This is a genomic window from Psychrobacillus syltrankelensis (genome assembly GCF_055454035.1).
The window spans coordinates 3,104,545-3,123,505 of the sequence record NZ_CM144227.1 but is presented as its reverse complement, the minus strand read 5'-3'; the positions used below and the strand labels follow the sequence as shown (position 1 = coordinate 3,123,505).

Here is an 18,961-nt window from a genome sequence, read left to right as displayed (position 1 = left end):
TTAAACAAACATTACCATATTATGACTTCCATTTCAACAAAAAGTTTAATATAATTAAACAATAAATATGAGGTGAAAATATGTCTACACTTGGAGAACGAATTCGCAACCATAGAAAGCAACAAAAAATGACACTTGAAGCACTAGCTGGTACACAACTTACAAAGGGAATGCTTAGTTTAATCGAAAATAATAAAGCCAATCCTTCTATTGAAAGCCTAAGTTATATAGCTGATAGACTAAATGTAGATGTGGCAGAATTGTTGGAAGAAATAAGCGGGCAGGAATTAAGAGAAGTATTAGAAAAAGCAGAAATACTTTTTAATACAAGATATGATGAATTAACAAATGAACACCAACAGTTAATAGAATTAGTGGGACCCTTTATACCTAAACTAACGCAAGGATATGAATCCGCGCGACTACTTCAAATGTATAGTGAATGCTTATACCACGAAAAGAAAGATGGCTGGGAATCTTTAATAAATCGAGCCGCAACGATGTATGAGCAAATGAATTTGACGACAAAACGTGGGGATATTGGATTGTTTCTTGCTTCAATTCCATTTTACAATCACAATTACCAAAAAGCATTAGACATACTACATAGGGAACGCGCAGAGTTAGAAGCCAATCCATTATGGATCGACCCTCTTTCTCGGTTGGATTATGACTATTTAGAAACTGCACTACTGTTTGCAGTTGGCAAATATGATGAGGCAATTCAAGTAATGGATAAAGCAATTGAGTTTTCTAATAAAAATAAAATATTTAATCAAGTGGATGACTTATACAGATTAGCCGCTTTTCAAGCTTTGATGTTCGAGGACGAAGAGAAAAAGAATTACTACTTACAAAAGCTTCTTGCATACGGGGAATTTGCAGATGATGAGGACTCCAAAGTTTTCATTCATTATGCGGAAATACATTACTTGAATTCATATAAAAAAATGTATGAGGAAGCAGATCGTTTATACAATTCATTTTCAATTAGAGGCACGGAGAAAAAATTATTTACGCCTTTTTTCTTGCTGGAGAAAGGAAAAACTTTATACGGTTTGCATAAATTTGAAGAATCAATTGAGAAGTTGAAGGAAGTGCACATACCTGATATTCTCCATCACCCAATCGATTTATCGATATTTTACGAAAAAGATGCGTACATCGCATTATGTTACTTGGAGCTGAACCAAATAGAAAAAGCACTAGCATATGCAAAAATCGCTTTAGATAATATCAATGAAATGCCAGATACTCCTTATAAGGCATTTATCAAAGAAACGTATGTGAAATGTGAGAAGAGACTGAAACCTTAGTCTCTTTTTTACGTATAATATAGAAATACTGGAAGATTTATGTGAAGGAGGTGTACTTAATTGAAGAATAAGTGGTTTTGGGGAGCTATTATTATTATCTCCGTAAGTTGGATTGGTAATATTATTTATTTTCAAACAAAGCAATTAAGTGAACCCATCATATTTAACGCTTATATCGATATGCCTGCTTATGAGCGTACAAGTTTTTCCCTTCCTTATTTGACTAATAAAAATGAATTAGTGGAATTAGATCAGCTACTAGTCGACGGGTACACTTATTCAAATGAACAAAGCTTCATTCCTCAGTTTAATGGACCTTCCACTCAATCCTATACACAGGAGTTTACGCACCAATTTTTGAAGGAAGCAACTTTCACTTTAGATGAACAAGAATTAAAACGTTTACAAGAAAGTATTTTACTAAACAAAGTGTTTGCTCGCTTCACAAATGGTAAAGTTGTCCCTGTTCAAGTAGATAAACTAAATTTCATCCCAAATGTAATGGATGAATCGATATTTACCAATAATGTTTTTTTTACTAGCAACCAAGGAATACAAGGAAATTTCCTGGAAGTAGTAGAATCCGCTAATATGAATTCTATTGATCTACCAGAAGTTATTCAAACACAATTCGATTTAAAAATAATGTTACTAAAAGATACACCTACGAATAGTACAAAAGTTAACAACATCGTTCATACAGACTGGTTAGATATGGATGCTCCACTTTATAGCGAAATAGATTGGCCACTGCTAATAGAGGCTGGAGATTCAGTTGCGCTAATTTTTCATACAAAAGATGATATTGAGGATGTAAAATACATATCCGCTTTACAAGAATGGACTGGAAAAACTCTAAATGGAAGAGCAGTTCGTTACAGTTTTCTTATCCAAAACGATCTATATCTATCACAAAAGCAATTAAATGCAATCATTAGGACAGAAAGAGGTGAAGTAAAATGAGGGATGGATTCAAACAACTAATCATTGGATTCCTTTTCGTACTCATCAAAATTCATATTGTAGTAGATATTTTACCAGACTTTATAGGTTATATTTTTATTTATAATGGTATAAAACAGATTGCCACTTTATCCTCTCAACCTTATGAGAAATTAAAAGTTCTTTCGATTATTTTAGTAATTGCTTCTATACCTAACTTTTTCTGGAGCGATCAATTAATTCAACAAAGTGTCTGGTTTAGTTACTATCCTCTATTTCTTAGTTTACTAAAAGTGATTCTAGTCTATTTCTTGTTTGACTTACTAAGAGAGATTGCGAAGTTGCTACCTTCGAATGATGCGCTGCAGGCAACTAATCGAATGTATACATGGTATTTAACAGTAGTTCTTGGTTCAATGTTTTTTCAATCTCTCGTGATGAATCTTCCAATTAATGTAACATCTTTTACAATGCTTTTTATCGTTTTATTAGTTCTGCTCATTGAGATTTCTTTTCTTGTCTATCTTCGAAATATGCAGAAGCGATTTCCAAGTAACGGATCTTTCAATAAATATGCATAACAGATTGCTCTCGGCATCCTGACTTGGAGACTTCCCTTTTTTAGCATGTATTTATACGGTCGGAAACTTTTCTTTCCGGTCATATTTTTTCTATCCGGTCGGAAACTTTTCTATCCGGTCACATTTTTTCCTATCCGGTCGGAAACTTTCCTATACGGTCACATTTTTTTCTATTCGGTCGGAAACTTTCCTATTCGGTCATATTTTTTTCTATCCGGTCGGAAACTTTTCCATCCGGTCACATTTTTCTATCCGGTCGGAAATTTTCTTATCCGGTCACATTTTTTTCTATCCGGTTGGAAATTTTCTTATCCGGTCACATTTTTTTCTATCAGGTCGGAAATTTTTCTATCCGGTCACATTTTTTTCTATCAGGTCGGAAATTTTTCTATCCGGTCACATTTTTTTCTATCCGATCACATTTCTATCCGGTCACATTTTTTCCTATCCGGTCGGAAATTTTTCTATCCGGTCACATTTTTTCCTATCCGGTCGGAAATTTTTCTATCCGGTCACATTTTTTTCTATCCGGTCGGAAATTTCCCTATCCGGTCGGAATTGTCTTTTGAAAAAGAAAAGCTGCCCTGAATAGGACAGCTTTTCTTATCTTAATTATGCTTCAACCGTTTGTGTTTCTATCGGTGCATTATACATTTCTTTGTCTAATTCACCAGTAATTTTCGCAGTAGCTACACCCGCTGTCATTGATCCGCTAACATTTACAGCTGTACGCCCCATATCAATTAGTGGTTCAACAGAAACAAGTAAGCCTGCTAAAGCAACTGGTAAGTTTAATGCAGAAAGCACAAGAATTGCTGCAAATGTTGCTCCCCCGCCTACTCCAGCTACTCCAAACGAACTGATTGCAACGATAGCAACTACCGTTAAGATAAACATTGGATCTAATGGATTAATGCCTTGAGACGGTGCAATCATAAATGCTAGCATCGCAGGATAAACTCCTGCACATCCGTTTTGTCCAATCGACAAACCAAAAGATCCGGAGAAGTTAGCAATTCCTTCTGAAACGCCAAGTTTATTTGTTTGCGTATTTATATTAATGGGTAAAGTACCTGCACTTGAACGTGAAGTGAAGGCAAACAATAAAGGTTCTGCCGCTTTTTTCACATAAGTTACTGGATTTAATCCAGATAGAGTGATGATTAATAGATGGATTGCAAACATAATTGCTAATGCGACATATGATGCAATAACGAATTTACCTAAGTTAAATATTGCTGCAAAATCGGAAGTTGCAACTGTTCTTGCCATAATTGCTAAAATTCCGTATGGCGTCAAGCGAAGTACGATTTTCACAACACTCATTACAAGCGTGTAAATTGCATCTATTCCTTTTTTAATTGTTGCAGCAGTTTCAACTTCTTTACGAGCAACTCCCAAGTATGCAAATCCTAAAAATGCTGCAAATATTACGACACCAATCGTTGATGTCGAACGTGCCCCTGTGAAATCTAAAAACGGATTTGCTGGTAGTAAATCTATCATTTGCTGAGGAAGTGTTTTGTCTGCTACTTCTGCAGAACGTCCTTCAATATACTCAGCTCGTGCAGATTCAGCATCTCCTTGAACAATTTGATCTGCATTTAAATCAAAAATTGCTGCTGAACTTATTCCAACAACTGCCGCTATAGCTGTCGTACCTATTAAAATACTAAGGATAATAGCTGCCATCTTTCCAAAATTTTTACCAATAGTAAGCTTAGTAAAAGCTCCTAGAATTGAAATAAATACTAAAGGCATTACAATCATTTGTAATAATTTTACGTACCCTACCGCTATCAAGTTATACCATTCAATAGAATTTGTTAAAACTTCTGATGTAACACCATAAATAAAGTTGAGGGCTAAACCTAACGCTACCCCTAAACCTAGCGCAGTAAATACTCTTTTAGAGAATGAAATGTGTTTCTTCTGCATAAAAATCAATACTCCAACGAACACTAACAACGCTACTACATTAAGAATAATAAATAATAAATTCATATGTATTCCTCCATTTTTATCGATTTACAAATATTAATACATTTATTCCTATTGGTCAAGTAGGTTTTTATTTTTTTACTTTTTTGGTGTACCTTCTTTCTTCTCAGCAAATCAGCTATACTTAAGAAGGACTTAAAGAAAGACAAGTGGAGGTGTAAACTTGGCGGCAAGCATTTTAAGTTTAGTGGTTACAGGTACTATCATTTTAAATATTTTTCTAGCTATAGCATTAATCTTTTTAGAACGAAGAGATGCATCTTCAACTTGGGCTTGGATATTAGTTCTTTTCTTTGTGCCTATTGTTGGGTTCGGTATTTATTTATTATTTGGTAGAAAACTTCGCAAAAAACATTTGTTTCGTTGGGAAGGGAAAAATAAAATTGGAATCGATAAATTAATTGATTTCCAAATGGAAGCAATAGAGGATGATTCATTTGAGTTCCGATTAGATGATACAATTCATTATAAAGAGTTAATTATCATGCATTTACATAATAACCATGCTGTTTTAACTCAGGATAATAATGTTGAAATTTTTATTGATGGGCGTAAAAAGTTTGATGCACTTTTAAATGACTTGGAAAATGCAAAAGATCATATTCATATTCAATATTATATTTTCCGGCTAGATCATCTTGGTCAACAAATTTATGACCTACTTGTAACAAAAGCAAAGCAAGGTGTAAAAGTTAGAATTCTATACGATGATACGGGTTCCCGTTCCTTAAGGAAAAGGCATTTTAAAGAATTAATTGAATTAGGGGGAAGAGTAGAAGCATTTTTCCCTGCAATATTCCCATTAATAAATCCACGTATGAATTATCGTAATCACCGAAAAATTGTAGTGATTGATGGTCGTATTGGCTATATAGGTGGATTTAATGTGGGGGATGAGTACTTAGGTTTAAATAAACGATTTGGTTACTGGCGTGATACACATTTACGCATTGAAGGTAGTGCTGTTCACCCCCTTCAAACACGATTTTTACTGGATTGGAACCAAGCCTCAGCCGAACATGACATTGAATACTCGGATATATTTTTCCCAGCTATTCCGATGAAAGGTTCTGTTGGTTTGCAGATTGTCTCGAGTGGACCCGACTCCGAATGGGAACAAATTAAAAATGGTTATCTAAAGTTAATTATGATGGCAAAAAAGTACATTTACATTCAAACACCATACTTTATTCCTGATGCGAGTTTTATGGACACGCTGCGCATTGCATGTTTGTCCGGCATTGATGTGCGAATTATGATTCCAAACAAACCAGACCATATTTTGGTCTATTGGGCTACATATTCCTATGTTGGGGAACTAATAAAAGCGGGCGCAAAAGTGTATATTTATCAAAATGGTTTTTTGCACACAAAAATGATTGTTATTGACGATGAAGCGTCAACGGTCGGGACAGCAAATTTAGATGTTCGTAGTTTTAAGCTCAATTTTGAAGTAAATGCATTTATCTATGATCGCGAAACATCCCATGAACTTGCCGAGTTATTTGAGGAGGATATGAAATTATCTACCGAGCTAACTTGGGAATTATATGATGGTAGATCTCGTAAAATTAAGTTTAAAGAGTCACTTGCGCGGCTACTTTCACCAATACTATAAAAGAGGTTTCCGCTTATGCGAAAACCTCTTTTCTTTTATTCGGAATAACCTTTTCTTAAATACCCAAATATTCTTCTAATGTCGTTCCGGCTTCGAATACTTCTTTCGCTAATTGTTTTCCAACATAACGGAAATGCCATGGCTCGTACATATATCCAGTAATTTTTTCTTTGTCTTTTGGATATCGCATAATAAAGCCATATTTATATGCATTTACTGCAATCCATTTTCCAGCTTCCGTTTCTCCAAAGCTTTCTCGTGCAAAATGCTGTTCAAAGTGTTTCTCTCCTATATCAAACGCTAGACCAGATTGATGTTCGGAGTAACCTGGACGTGCACTATATCGATCTGCTGCTTCTTGTCCGTCATTACTTACGTACCTTTCATAAAGCGTTGTTTGATATTCAAATGACCGATATGTACTAAATGCAACAAACTCATATCCTGAAAGCTTTGCTTCTGCCGCCATTTCTTCAAATGCCTCTCTTGCTTCCTTACTTTCTCCTGGAGCAAATGTAGAAGGTAGAGGATATTTTTTACTAGCAATTAGTACCCCGTTGACATACTTAGGTTCAGTTGGTAGTGTTTCGTGACCTTCATATCCTTTAGGGCCCGACATGTCGATTTCAGGCTCCTCGACAACTGGTTTTTCCACTTCAGGCGTTTCTTCTACCGGCTTCTCTGTAGCTTGTTCATTTCCATTTGAATTATCAACCTTTTTTTCAGTGTCAGGCTCTTCAACTTTATTGGACAAACCCAATGCAGTCATACTTTTATCTATATTCCAATCATTTATTCCTATCCAAGCAACGATTGTCCCTATTAATAATATTGCAATAGATCCAGAAACAATATATGGCCATTTCTTTTGTTTTTTCTGTTTTAATAAGCTCTGTCTAGATTTCATGGTCTTCCTTCTTTCCATAACGATACTACTAGTTTAACATCTTTCCCATAAAACTACAGGGAAAAATAAAAAAACGTGTTTCCTTTTTATGGGTAACACGCGATAACTAGTATTAGTTAAAATAAAATAATTCCCAGTACGACGAAGAATAATATAGCGAATAAAATAGCCATACCCTTCATCCATTTGGCTTCACGAACGTACCCTTTTTCTTTAAAGCTAACAGCTCGATATCCATTACTAAAAGCAAATATAGCGGTCATAAAAAGAACAGCCATATTAAGATTTCCTAAAATAATAAAAACTAAAGATGCGATAGCCGCTGCGACAATTACTATCCCGATAATCCACTTTTTCTTCATATGCCACACCTCTCAATAAAAAAACGAAGCTAAAAAAGCTTCGTTTTAGACAGATTTCTCTGCTTTTTCCGGATGATTAGAATAAAACTTACGTCCTAAGTATGTTTGGAATATTAAAATAATCCCACCAACCGTCCAATATAGCGGCAATGCAGCCATAGAACTGAAGGAAATGAACATAATCATAATAGGAGAAATGTAAACCATCAATTTCATTTGTTGTTTCTGTTGCTCAGGTACTGTCCATAAAGATACTCTCGCTTGAAGGAAATAAACTGCTCCTGCAATAAGAGTCATCGCAATATCTGGTGAACCTAGATTAAACCACAGGAAAGGATGTGTTTTGACATCCGCTGAGTGCGAAATAGCAAAGTATAATCCCATAATGATTGGCATTTGTATAAGCATTGGTAAACAACCCATATTAATTGGATTAACTCCATGCTTACGGTATAGTCCCATCATTTCTTGTTGTAGCGCAGCTTGTTCTTCTTTTGACTTCGTTGCTTTTAATTTCTTTTGGATTTCATCCATTTCTGGCTTCAATTTATCCATTTTCACTTTCATACCCTGTTGATTCTTATAATTTCTAAGCATTAAAGGCATTAAAGCAAAGCGAATAAGTAACGTTATCGCAATAATTGCAAGTCCGTAGCTTCCATTGAATATTTCACCAAAGAAATTAAGCAAAAAATTAAAAGGTCGAACAAAGATATGATAAAAAGTACCTTCTTTATTTTCTACTCCTGAACATCCACTAAGCATGACTGTTGCGAACACAAGAATAGAAAGCAAACTTATTTTCTTTTTCAATTCTTTCACCTTCAATTATTAAGCTATAACGAGTATACCTTACTATGAAGCTATTTATCAAATATAACATGTACCATTTGTTAAATTGCCTTATTTTCATTTGGAAAACTATAATTGAAATTGGGATATTCATGGTGATCTCTGAATTGCTTCGGTGTTATTCCTGTATATTTTTTAAAAATACGTGTGAAATAACTTTGATTGCAAAAGTGGAAGGAATCGGAAATATCGGATATACCTTTATTCGTATGTCTTAAAAAATATTGACACTCCTCAATTTTTCGTATATTTAAATATTCTACAAGAGTAACTCCTGTATGCTCGCGGAATATTCGTGATAAATGGCTTGCACTAATATTGAAATGGTTGGCTATATCTTCCACAGTTAAGTTATTCTCTATTTCGTCATTAATAAACACGATAACTTTGTTGACCGTTTGATGACCAAATGAAGGTTTTTTTCTTTCCGTTATTACCATTACAAAAAACTCTACAAGCTCGTCCGCACATTGAAGAAACTGTGCATCACTCATTTTAGTTTCAATTACACTCACACTCGAAATATTAAAAGCCATTACTTTGTCCACCGGTACTTGATTTTCATGCAGTTTTCTACCCATTAATCCAGCGAGTTGTATGTAATAATTTTTTACCCCTAAAATCATTTGCTTTTCTGCTCTTAAAATAATTAATTCAATTATCTCTCGTAAAATCTTTTTAGCAGCATCTATTTCAAATGAAAACATATGTAAGAATAACCTTTTTTCCAATTCTAAAAAAGTATCTAGTCCTTTAACGCTACTTACTAAAGCTATTTCTTTAATATACATTTTTGAAAAATTTTCTAAAAATATTTTATCTACATGTTGCATAAGGACCTCTTCTCTCTTTTAGTACTTTTGGTTTATTTTATAACTAGGTTTCTAGAATCATTTTATAACATAATATTGAAAAAGGAAAATGATTTTGATTCTTTTTTTAGTTACATTTTTGGTATTTATACGATTTTGTTATTGTAGAAGTGTTCAATAGAGATTACCATTTTATATTTTTCATTGTTTTATAATATTCAATTCATACCCGTAGACATAACTATTTTTGCTTCTTTTTGTATATATGTTAAATACCCCAATTAAATTTCTACTCTCTGTTATCTTAAGATCATACCTCCTTTGCAATTCCCCATTCCCCTTTATACCTAATTTTAAACTGAAAAGATAATTAATAAGTGCTAAAATACGGTTGTTTTCTATGTAGATATAGAAATGAGGAATATTATTGCGCTTGTTTGTTTACATTATTATTTTTTTCTCTTTTTTTGATTTATTTGTACAGTTGCCCATCATGAGTCCTTTTACCGATTCGCTAGGAGCAACTCCTTTCCTTACTGGTTTAGTTGTTGGTATGTATTCACTTTCCAATACCTTCGGAAATATCATTTCAGGTTATTTGACTGATAAGAAAGGTCCTTTTTATATTTTAATATTTGGTCTTTTCGCTACAAGCGCTTCTTTGTTTTTGTATCAATTAGTAAATAATCCAATTGAACTTTTACTAATACGTTTTATACATGGATTAGTTGCCGGATTTATCGTTCCTGCTGCATTTACTTATTCCGCCAATCATACCTCAAATGAAACTAGAGGGAAAGGTGTTGCCTTGTCAGGAGCATTTGTGGGACTAGCTGCTATCCTCGGACCAGCAATGAGTGGAATTTTAGCTAGTAAGAACAGTGAAGTATTTGTGTTGGGTATTATGGGTTCAATTATGCTAATTCTAAGTATTTTATCTATTTTTTCCTTAAGATCTCATTCAGTAAAAAAACAAATACAAGTTGTTGATAAAGCAGCAGCTTCTTCTACTCCCATATCGGTTATTGCTTTCTTTCAAAATAAAGATTTAGTAAGAGCATTTTCAGGTGCATTCTTCCTAATGTTTTCGCAAGGTGTTTTAGCATATATGCTTCCTTTAAAAGTTGTTCATCTTGGTTTTGATGCTAAAACTAGTGGTTTATTACTAAGTACTTTTGGTCTCGTAGCAATATTAGTGTTTATCTTGCCTATAAATCGCGTATTTTTGATCGATTGAAGCCAATTAAAACACTAGCTTTCGGAATGGGAATCATGGGTTTAAGTTTATTATTACTTGGAGAATTAGAAAGTTTACAATGAATGTATTTTGTATGGGGTTATACGGAATTGGGTTTGCATTTTTATTCCCTTCCATTAACTCATTACTAATAGACTCTACCGAACCTATATACCGTGGAAAAGCATACGGTTACTTTTATGCATTTTTCTCTATAGGTGTAGTAATAGGATCGAGTATTACAGGGTTTCTTGAGTTAACTGAAAAGGTGGTTTTTTCTTAACAGGAGTCATATTAATATTTTTATCTTTAATGTCTTTAACCAATAACAAGTAAGCAGGGACTTCTGTAAAAGAGTCCTTGCTTACTTGTTATTTATTCTTCAGAATTTGTTTCTTTAGACTTTTTGCTTTTATCTTGTACTTCCTCGTTGTAATATTGAACGCTTGTCATTGCACCTTCATCTACCATCTTACTATCGGGAATGTTATGAGGATCTGGATGACCAGCAGATGTTAACTCCGAATTATTATGTTTTTGTGCTTCCATAAATGAATTTACTTTTGCTTTCGTATTATTAAATGCAATCATCGCTTTATCACGATTCTCTTTTTTTCTAAAATATGCATAAGCACCTGCAGCAAGTCCTGCAAGTAGCAGTGATTTATTGTTACCTTTAGCCATTTATACACCCTCCAAGTTTTATAGATTTTATATCCATCCTATTACTTACCCGTTATTTCAAAAACCAACACCTATTTTATCTTTTATTTCGAACCATATTGACATGCGGAATTCCATCTTCATCATAAACGTCGGAAATCGTTATAAATCCAAGTGACCCATAAAACTTTTGTAAATGACTTTGTGCGCTTAGTTGAATAGTTTTGATGTTCCAAGCATTTTCTGCTTCTTCTATTGCTTTTACCATTAGCTGTCTGGCAATTCCTGTGCCTCGTGCTTTTTCCTTTACAATTACTCTTCCAATGGAGCATACATCATATTTTTCTCCAGGAGGAAGAACTCGACAATAAGCAATCACTTCTTCTTTCTCTATACACATTAAATGCAATGACTGCTGATCATATGTATCTAACTCTGGATATGCACAATTTTGTTCAACAACAAATACATCCACACGTAGCTTAAGTACTTCATATAACAGATTTACATCAAATTCTTCAAACTTTAATATTCTCCATTCCAATTAAAGCCCTCCCTTTTAATTTTATTATTGCACAATGGTAGAAGAATGGTCATATATTTGTTATGATAACAAAAAGAATTTAGAGGTGATTTCAAATGATTAGGGCGATCACGTTAGAGGATCTAACAACTGTTCAACACATCGCAAAGATCAGTTGGAACGACACATATAAAGGTATAATTCCCGAAGAAATACAACAACTTTTTTTAGATAAAGCTTATTCGAACACAATGCTTGCTAAACGTATAGAGAAGACTATATTTTTACTAGCAGAATATGAAAATAATGCAGTAGGATTTGCTAACTTTACATATGTTGATGAAGATGGGGATGCGGAATTGACCGCTATTTACGTTTTACCAGAGTTCCAACAGATAGGACTAGGTAAAAAAATGCTACTAGCTGGCTTGAACGAAATGCCAACAGGCAAACAATTATTTGTTTATGTTGAAAGTGAAAATAAAAGTGCTCGTATTTTCTATGAACGTTTTGGTTTTGAATGTCTAGAAGAATTCGATGAATATTTTGAGGGCCATCCTTTATCAACAGCTAAATATGTTTACTTATTAAAAACACCGACTTACTAAATAAGTCGGGTGTCTTTGTTATAACGGTTCGTTTGTCGAGTAATTTCCACCTCGATCTGCAAACTCCTCCAGTGGCTTTCGGACGAAACATAAAATAGCCGCTAAATATAGTAAAATGGAGGTTATTGAAAGAATCCCTGCTAATACTCCAGCCAATATAAACATTATACCCGCAAGTTTTTGATTTTTATTATTGAAAATGAATACGATTCCAAATAAATTTAACACTAAACTTATAAAAATTGAAATAACTAAACCCCATCCAATAACATTTATTACACTCAAAACTACATCTGGGTTTTGAGTAATATATTCAACATCTTGAGAAGATATTGCTGGATTAGTTAGTATTTTATTTTTGATTTCAGTATTAAACCCTTCTTCTTTCAATGTAGTACTGACTCCTATGACAAGCAAAGAGATCAATACTATTGAAATCAAACTTATAATTGCGCTAATAACACCAACTACAATTTCTCCGGTACGCTTCATATGAATATCCTCCTTTAGCTAATAGTTATTCTACGATTACGCATTAGAAAAGTTTCGTCGTTTTTTAAATCATAAGAAAAGCGCAAGCACCCTCTAAGTGCATCTTGTCTTCACTATTTCTAGAGTGCTTTGGACGAAACATTGGCTACACTATTAACGTTAGAATTGTGTAGCTGGAAGTGACCGCGTCACTTCCAGCTACACTTTTTTCGGTAATCTTGCGGCGGATGTTCGTCCGTCGCCCTCTTGAAATATGCAAAGATATAATGCATTTATTTTGGTTAATGAGAGAATAAATTCTTTCCTATTCTTTTAAAAGCGGACGAAGATACAATTTCGTCCGCTCTGGATTTCTTTATCAATAGATACTGTATATTTTTATGAGAAGCAAAAGTTAAAAACTGTCATAGAGCAACAAATTGTAAGGAGAAAGCTACAGATTCCACACTGACAGCAACCAATCTCGAGACGAAAGCAGCCAATTTTATCGTGAAAGCAACCATTTCTCCATATAAAGAGTTAACTTTGTGTGAGATGGTGCAAGTCAGAGTTTTAAAAAAACCTGTGCTACTAAAACACTATGAATACAGGATTTTCAGTAGTCCAATTTTATATACTTTCTTAATCTTTAAGAAAAGCGCAAGCACCCTTTAAGGCATCTTGTCTTCTCTATTTCTAGAGTGCTTTGGACTAAACATTGGCCACACTATTAACGTTAGAATTGTGTAGCTGGAAGTGACTGCGTCACTTCCAGCTACACTTTTTTCGGTAATCTTGCGGCGGATGTTCGTCCGTCGCCCTCTTGGAATTTGTGTGGGCATGATGCGTTTGGTTTGGCTAATTAGAGAAAAAATACTCCCCTACTCTTTTAATAGCTTCCGAAGATATCATTTCGGAAGCTCTTCACTTTTTTATCTTTAGATACTATCTATTTTTTCTCTGGTTCCGCTTGCCATATGGATTAGCAAAAGAAAGTGCCATTTTTTTTCGACAAAGCATATTACCTTTCTTATTTGCACTGTTGATTGGAACGGAAGGCGGTTATTATTGCTTCGTAATATAGACGACATTTAATTCCTATGTAAATAGTAGAGAACAATATTTTTTCACTAATTTTAAAAAGCATTAGCATCTCTTATTCAGGTACGACTTACTTAATGGATTGGAGTGAAAGGTGGCGACTCCAGACGGAGGCCAACAGGATGTTGGTCACGAAGGCGTCGCCACAGCGATGTGGCGCTCTTAGCCTTCGTTCCTCGGAGACAGATGAGCCATCACAACGAACGCGAAATCGGCGGTGATGGCTCATCGCTCACCCCGCGGAACGCGTCCACCTGAAACGGAATCCCCGGTATTATTTAATTCTTTCAAGTACGATGAACACTGTTTTCGCAGGGCGATAATCCATATGCTTTCTGAGTTTTAAGAAAAGCGCAGGCGCAGTTTTAGTATAAAAGGACTTAGAGCGGGGTTGCGACGAGTAACCGCAGGAGCATAGTTTTTTCTGCGACGAGTAACCGCAGGAGCAACTGATGCCGGTGTCTGAACAGTTATTAAGTAAAAAACATATCTTTTTAATTTAACTAAACTTGTTTAATAATACATTCAAATGGGTACAAATATACTAATACAAATTTTAGAAAGGAAGATTTTGATGGAGAAAAATATAATTTTTAACCAAGCAGACTTCTTTTATACACTGGCAGGTGCATCAGTATTAACAGGCATTTTGGTATTCTTTACACATATTTAAGAACGTAAAAGGCAATCCACTCTAAAAAGAAGCGGATTGCCTTTTATAATGTTAAGCTTTAACATCATCGTATTCGTTAGATTTATTAAAAGCGGCAACAACATACGAACATACCGGTTCCATTTTCAACTCATTTTCACGAGCAAATACTGCAGCTTTATCCAATAATTTCTTAGCAACACCTTGACCTCGAAGTTCATCCGACACGAATGTATGATCCATGACCATCACGTCTCCAAGTATAGTCCACGTAATTTCACCAAGTTTCACACCGTCTTGTATATATTGATAAGCAAATACATCGTTCCCAAGCTCTTTGTATTGAAAATCCATTGTTACCACTCCTTTTCTGAATTTTAACATAATCATTTATTGATTGACAATGGACGTAATTTTTTTTCAATTTGCTCTCTTTTCGGTTCTAAAAACGGAGGCAAAGCCAATGTTTCTCCTAACGTTTCTAATGGTTCATCAGAGGCAAAGCCTGGCTCGTCTGTAGCCAATTCATATAATATCCCATTTGGTTCTCTAAAATAAATAGATTTAAAATAGTATCGATCCACTAAACCAGAAGTAACGAAGCCTTTTGCACGTAATAATTCTTCCCATTGTGGATAGTCTTCCATCGTAGGAATTCGGAATGCCACATGATGTACGCTTCCCCTACCTGGTCTTTCCACTGGTAAATCTGTACGTGTCTCAATATGAACTTCTCCTGCAGGGCCTCCTGCTCCAGTGGTGTACACTAAAATATCTGGCATATCCATTACTTCGGATGGGTACGAACCAGCTAGTGAAAATCCTAGTATTTCTGTTAGTACCTTTTCTGTTGGAGAAGCACTGCGTACTGTAAGTTTAACTGGACCTAGACCAACTATGGCATTTTCGGCAGAGATCCCTTCTTTAACCCATGCTTCTCCATAAGGAATTCCATACCCATCATCAACAACAAGCATTAATCTAGATCCCTCGAAGTCCTCAAAATAAAGAGTTTTACGGCCGAATCTCTCCTTGATTTCATCATGTGGTACTTTCATTTTTGAAAATCTTTCTTTCCAAAATAATAATGCATTTTCACTTTTGACACGGAACCCCGTATTGCTAATACTGGATACTCCAGCATATGTTCTGCCTGCATTTGGAATGTCAAAGTAAGTCATATCTGTTCCTGGTGTCCCTACTGCATCTGCATAAAATAAATGATAAGAAGACGTGTTGTCTTGGTTTACGCTTTTTTTAACTAAGCGCATTCCTAAAATTCGAGTAAAAAAATCATGGTTTCTATCTGCGTCTGCTGTTATAGCAGATACATGGTGTATTCCAGCTAATTTCATTGCTCTTTCCTCCCGTTTTAAATATCTCGAATTCAAGATATTTTTAATATCTTAATAATAGCAAATAAAGATAGTATGTGCAAATACGGAGTATTCTATTAAGTTTAAAAGCACCCTAATCGTCTCTTCAGACAAGTAGGGTGCCAATATTATTTAAAAATAGAACGAATCGAATCAATTAGATTTTCAAAAAAGTTTTTAACACTTTGCCAAAAGCCTTTGTTATCGACTATTTTACCGATTTTATCTTCAATTGTTTTGCTTAGATCATTTAATTGATCGCCCCATTTACTAAAATCTATATCTAGTTTACGGATTCGATCCATTAAGTCTATCAAAAGCTGGCGATCTTTATCAGATAGTTCAATTTTCAACTTAGATAGTTGTTCTGTAACAATTTTTTCTACATCTTCTCGTGATGTTGGATTTGTTTCAGCAATTTGTTTTTTTATTTCTGTAAGCAATTCACTTACTTTTGCCTCATCAATTCCAGATTCTTTCGCGAGGTTTGTTGCTACGGATAATTCATCGTTCGCTACGTCTGTACGCTCTGGATCTAGTTTTCCACCTGTTACTTCATATGCTTTATAAATACCAACTAATGCAGAGTGGCCTGTAACAGGTTTCGGAGCAGCAATTTCTACTAATGCATCATGAATTCCTGCTGTAAGCATCGCATTTGCATACATTTCCGTTGTTACTTCCGTAATATTATCCGGTGTAACGATATTAATAACTAGTCCTTTACCTGCATCTTTTCTCGTAATTTTTGCAGAAGAAAACATTCTAGCTGAGGCATCACCATCGGTTAAATACTTAGCTAAATCCTTGCCAGTTACTTCAATTTCTTTGACATCCGAGTTCTCTGTTACTTTTAAGCTCTCTCTTACACTATTTTTCTGTGATTCTGTTAAATTTCCGCCATAAACTACAATAGGTGGGCCAAACTTTTCATTTACTACCTCTGTAGTACCACTTGAGTCTGCATATGTAATGGTTGGCGTAATCACAACTCCAATCATTAAAATAGCAGCAATAAATGGTTGTAATATTTTTCTCAATATAAATACCCCTTTCCAAGCCATTCTCCCTTTAATACGAAAACAGGAGTAAAAAGTTCCGACTAATCGATTCTTTTCACTCCTTTACCCAAATAAGAGATTATTAACTCTTATTAAGTTAGTGTCTAAAATTACATTTTCAATTCAGTCCAACCATCTTTTTGGACTATCTTACCTTCTTTCATGAGTTTCCCTAATGCACGTTTAAATGCAGCCTTGCTCATTGTGAACATTTCTTTTATTTCATCTGGATTAGATTTATCTGTAAATGGCATCTTTCCGCCAACATCGTTTATATACCGGAAAATGGATTCTGCATCGTCTTCTAAACGTTCGTGGTTACGTGGTAATAGGGATCCGTTAAGGGAACCATCTTCTTTCGTATCTATTACTCGGACCGTTAAATCTTGTCCAAGTCGTGGTTCCTCCACACGTTCCGATTGATGCACGAAAATACGATAGTTTTCTGGAACACTCAGTAAAAACGTACCAATTGGAAGTAATCGATAAGGTCTAGCCTGAAGATTTTGATTGAGCAAAGTAGTTGGTGCATCTATATATAATTCCTCTACGCGATCTTCTGTTGCTAGACGCCCAAATAATTCTCCGTCTTTGTCTGTACGAAGCGTTATATATAAATAATCTCCATTTGCTGGCCAAAGATCCTTAATTTTCGGTAGGTCATCTGCTTTTACTTGTACTTCTTTCGACGTGCCTATGTCGACAAAAGCTCCCTCTTTCTCAGAAACTTTAATCACTCGCGCCCACCCATATGTACCTTTTTGTATGGTTGGAATTTGAGTCGTAGCTGATAAATTCCCTCTTCTGTCTACAAAAAGAAATACTTCAATTGAGTCCCCTACTTGTAATTCTTCTGGTGCTTCTGAAGCATTCAATGGGATATCTATTTCATGATGCTCCAATATCCATTTTGAACCTTCTTGTGCTTTTACGTTTAAATTTACTATTTCTCCTGATGCTGATCCTATCATATTTACCACTCTCCTTTATTTACTGTTTGCATGTCTTTATATACTCGATATGCTTATTCCGTTTCTCTTTCTTGCGTCTCAAGAAGCTTTGATTGAATAGAAGGATTTTCATCAAGAAATAAAACTAAATCCGATATACGATCTATTGAGTTCCAGCTTAAGTGATGTTCAATTCCTTCTACATCCTTATATATATTCTCTTCTTTTACTCCAATAATGCGTAAAAAATCTTCTAGTAAATCATGTCTCTTCACTAGCTTTTTCCCCATTTTCAAACCTTTTTGAGTAAGTGTGAGACCACGATACTTTTCATATATTAAAAAACCATCTTTATCTAGCTTTTGCACCATTTTTGTAACGGATGATGGCAAGACAGATAATGCTTCCGCAATGTCAGACACACGAGCGTAACCTTTCTGCTCGATTAACATATATATTTGTTCAATATGGTCTTCCATGCTTGGTGTTGGCATACGTATCTTCCTTTCATAACTACTTCATTTATTTTACTACATCCCGCTTACCATAACAAATATAGACATAATTGCCTACAAATAAAAAAAGGGGTACGCGGCTTATTAGAACCGGTACCCTTACTTATTTGAAGATGTGTTAAAGTAGTTTGATTAGCTACGATGTGGATACTTACCTACGACATGAATAGATTGAATGATACGCTTATTAATCCATTCTAAATTTTCCTTCGAATTCATTCGTTCAAAAACTGCATTTCTGCCTTGTACGGTTGTTACATAATGTGCAGGTAGTGTATTTAAGCTTAAAGCAATAATATCCATTTCACATTGTTCACATTTACAAAAAGTTTGATATTCAGTCCCTCTCATCAGCATCGCTACAAGACTCTGCACGATTTCTTCCATTACATTTGTAAGCACTTAATCACTTC

At 34.8% G+C, this 18,961-nt stretch carries 21 protein-coding genes; 7 read left to right on the top strand and 14 right to left on the bottom strand.

Going from position 1 to position 18,961, the window contains the following annotated elements:
* Window positions 1–80 precede the first annotated feature (80 nt).
* Genes ACTSKG_RS15270 through ACTSKG_RS15260 form a run of 3 tightly spaced genes read left to right on the top strand, consistent with a single transcriptional unit; the run spans window position 81 to window position 2,839 of the window.
* Window positions 81–1,316 carry a helix-turn-helix domain-containing protein gene (locus ACTSKG_RS15270; protein WP_464755418.1) on the top strand — a complete coding sequence of 412 codons (1,236 nt, stop codon included), beginning with the start codon at window positions 81–83 and terminating at the stop codon, window positions 1,314–1,316.
* A 60-nt stretch (window positions 1,317–1,376) separates the two neighbouring features.
* Window positions 1,377–2,279 carry a hypothetical protein gene (locus ACTSKG_RS15265; RefSeq protein ID WP_464755417.1) on the top strand — a complete coding sequence of 301 codons (903 nt, stop codon included), beginning with the start codon at window positions 1,377–1,379 and terminating at the stop codon, window positions 2,277–2,279.
* Complete coding sequence (locus tag ACTSKG_RS15260) at window positions 2,276–2,839, top strand: hypothetical protein (protein ID WP_464755416.1); 564 nt, start codon at window positions 2,276–2,278, stop codon at window positions 2,837–2,839. The genes ACTSKG_RS15265 and ACTSKG_RS15260 overlap by 4 nt, the downstream gene beginning before the upstream one ends.
* 612 nt (window positions 2,840–3,451) lie before the next feature.
* Here ACTSKG_RS15260 and ACTSKG_RS15255 read toward each other — a convergent pair.
* Window positions 3,452–4,843 carry an L-cystine transporter gene (locus ACTSKG_RS15255; protein ID WP_464755415.1) on the bottom strand — a complete coding sequence of 464 codons (1,392 nt, stop codon included), beginning with the start codon at window positions 4,841–4,843 and terminating at the stop codon, window positions 3,452–3,454.
* A 160-nt stretch (window positions 4,844–5,003) separates the two neighbouring features.
* Here ACTSKG_RS15255 and cls point away from each other — a divergent pair, with 160 nt between their 5' ends.
* Window positions 5,004–6,458, top strand: coding sequence for a cardiolipin synthase (gene cls, locus ACTSKG_RS15250; RefSeq protein ID WP_464755414.1), 1,455 nt, complete (start codon window positions 5,004–5,006; stop codon window positions 6,456–6,458).
* Between the two features lie 55 nt (window positions 6,459–6,513).
* On the opposite strand, the gene ACTSKG_RS15245 is transcribed toward cls, so the two are convergent.
* From ACTSKG_RS15245 to ACTSKG_RS15230, 4 genes are all read right to left on the bottom strand, one after another.
* Window positions 6,514–7,365: a M15 family metallopeptidase gene (locus tag ACTSKG_RS15245; RefSeq protein WP_464755413.1), complete on the bottom strand. Its 852-nt coding sequence runs from the start codon at window positions 7,363–7,365 to the stop codon at window positions 6,514–6,516.
* Window positions 7,366–7,481: 116 nt separating this feature from the next.
* A complete protein-coding gene (locus ACTSKG_RS15240; RefSeq protein ID WP_464755412.1) occupies window positions 7,482–7,727 on the bottom strand; it encodes a hypothetical protein in 246 nt (81 codons plus the stop codon).
* Between the two features lie 45 nt (window positions 7,728–7,772).
* Window positions 7,773–8,540 (bottom strand): membrane protein insertase YidC, encoded by a 768-nt coding sequence (yidC, locus tag ACTSKG_RS15235; protein WP_464755411.1) that lies wholly within the window; start codon window positions 8,538–8,540, stop codon window positions 7,773–7,775.
* A gap of 80 nt (window positions 8,541–8,620) precedes the next feature.
* Complete coding sequence (locus ACTSKG_RS15230; protein ID WP_464755410.1) at window positions 8,621–9,412, bottom strand: helix-turn-helix transcriptional regulator; 792 nt, start codon at window positions 9,410–9,412, stop codon at window positions 8,621–8,623.
* 406 nt (window positions 9,413–9,818) lie between these two features.
* Here ACTSKG_RS15230 and ACTSKG_RS15225 point away from each other — a divergent pair, with 406 nt between their 5' ends.
* Both ACTSKG_RS15225 and ACTSKG_RS15220 read left to right on the top strand, forming a co-directional pair.
* The gene (locus ACTSKG_RS15225) at window positions 9,819–10,628 is read left to right on the top strand and encodes an MFS transporter (RefSeq protein ID WP_464755409.1); all 810 of its coding nucleotides are present in this window, start codon (window positions 9,819–9,821) and stop codon (window positions 10,626–10,628) included.
* A gap of 79 nt (window positions 10,629–10,707) precedes the next feature.
* On the top strand, window positions 10,708–10,911 hold the full coding sequence (locus ACTSKG_RS15220) for an MFS transporter (protein ID WP_464755408.1): 204 nt from the start codon (window positions 10,708–10,710) through the stop codon (window positions 10,909–10,911).
* A gap of 92 nt (window positions 10,912–11,003) precedes the next feature.
* Here the strand turns inward: ACTSKG_RS15220 and ACTSKG_RS15215 are convergent, their stop codons facing one another.
* Window positions 11,004–11,312 (bottom strand): hypothetical protein, encoded by a 309-nt coding sequence (locus tag ACTSKG_RS15215; protein ID WP_464755407.1) that lies wholly within the window; start codon window positions 11,310–11,312, stop codon window positions 11,004–11,006.
* Between the two features lie 76 nt (window positions 11,313–11,388).
* The gene (locus ACTSKG_RS15210) at window positions 11,389–11,835 is read right to left on the bottom strand and encodes a GNAT family N-acetyltransferase (RefSeq protein WP_464755406.1); all 447 of its coding nucleotides are present in this window, start codon (window positions 11,833–11,835) and stop codon (window positions 11,389–11,391) included.
* Between the two features lie 95 nt (window positions 11,836–11,930).
* Between ACTSKG_RS15210 and ACTSKG_RS15205 the strand changes: the two genes are divergently transcribed.
* Entirely contained in the window at window positions 11,931–12,422 is a 492-nt protein-coding gene (locus ACTSKG_RS15205) for a GNAT family N-acetyltransferase (RefSeq protein ID WP_464755405.1), read from the top strand.
* A gap of 18 nt (window positions 12,423–12,440) precedes the next feature.
* On the opposite strand, the gene ACTSKG_RS15200 is transcribed toward ACTSKG_RS15205, so the two are convergent.
* The 7 genes from ACTSKG_RS15200 to ACTSKG_RS15170 all read right to left on the bottom strand — a co-directional run bounded on the left by ACTSKG_RS15200 (window position 12,441) and on the right by ACTSKG_RS15170 (window position 18,950).
* Window positions 12,441–12,914, bottom strand: coding sequence for a DUF4064 domain-containing protein (locus tag ACTSKG_RS15200; protein ID WP_464755404.1), 474 nt, complete (start codon window positions 12,912–12,914; stop codon window positions 12,441–12,443).
* Between the two features lie 1,804 nt (window positions 12,915–14,718).
* Window positions 14,719–15,000, bottom strand: a complete 282-nt coding sequence (locus tag ACTSKG_RS15195) for a GNAT family N-acetyltransferase (protein WP_464755403.1) — start codon at window positions 14,998–15,000, stop codon at window positions 14,719–14,721.
* A gap of 32 nt (window positions 15,001–15,032) precedes the next feature.
* Complete coding sequence (locus ACTSKG_RS15190; RefSeq protein WP_464755402.1) at window positions 15,033–16,001, bottom strand: ring-cleaving dioxygenase; 969 nt, start codon at window positions 15,999–16,001, stop codon at window positions 15,033–15,035.
* A gap of 149 nt (window positions 16,002–16,150) precedes the next feature.
* Window positions 16,151–17,062 carry a DUF1002 domain-containing protein gene (locus tag ACTSKG_RS15185; protein WP_464755401.1) on the bottom strand — a complete coding sequence of 304 codons (912 nt, stop codon included), beginning with the start codon at window positions 17,060–17,062 and terminating at the stop codon, window positions 16,151–16,153.
* Between the two features lie 131 nt (window positions 17,063–17,193).
* Window positions 17,194–18,054 (bottom strand): CvfB family protein, encoded by an 861-nt coding sequence (locus ACTSKG_RS15180; protein ID WP_464755400.1) that lies wholly within the window; start codon window positions 18,052–18,054, stop codon window positions 17,194–17,196.
* 53 nt (window positions 18,055–18,107) lie between these two features.
* The gene (gene mntR, locus ACTSKG_RS15175) at window positions 18,108–18,527 is read right to left on the bottom strand and encodes a transcriptional regulator MntR (RefSeq protein WP_387583169.1); all 420 of its coding nucleotides are present in this window, start codon (window positions 18,525–18,527) and stop codon (window positions 18,108–18,110) included.
* A gap of 153 nt (window positions 18,528–18,680) precedes the next feature.
* A complete protein-coding gene (locus tag ACTSKG_RS15170) occupies window positions 18,681–18,950 on the bottom strand; it encodes a late competence development ComFB family protein (RefSeq protein ID WP_464755399.1) in 270 nt (89 codons plus the stop codon).
* Window positions 18,951–18,961 lie beyond the last annotated feature (11 nt).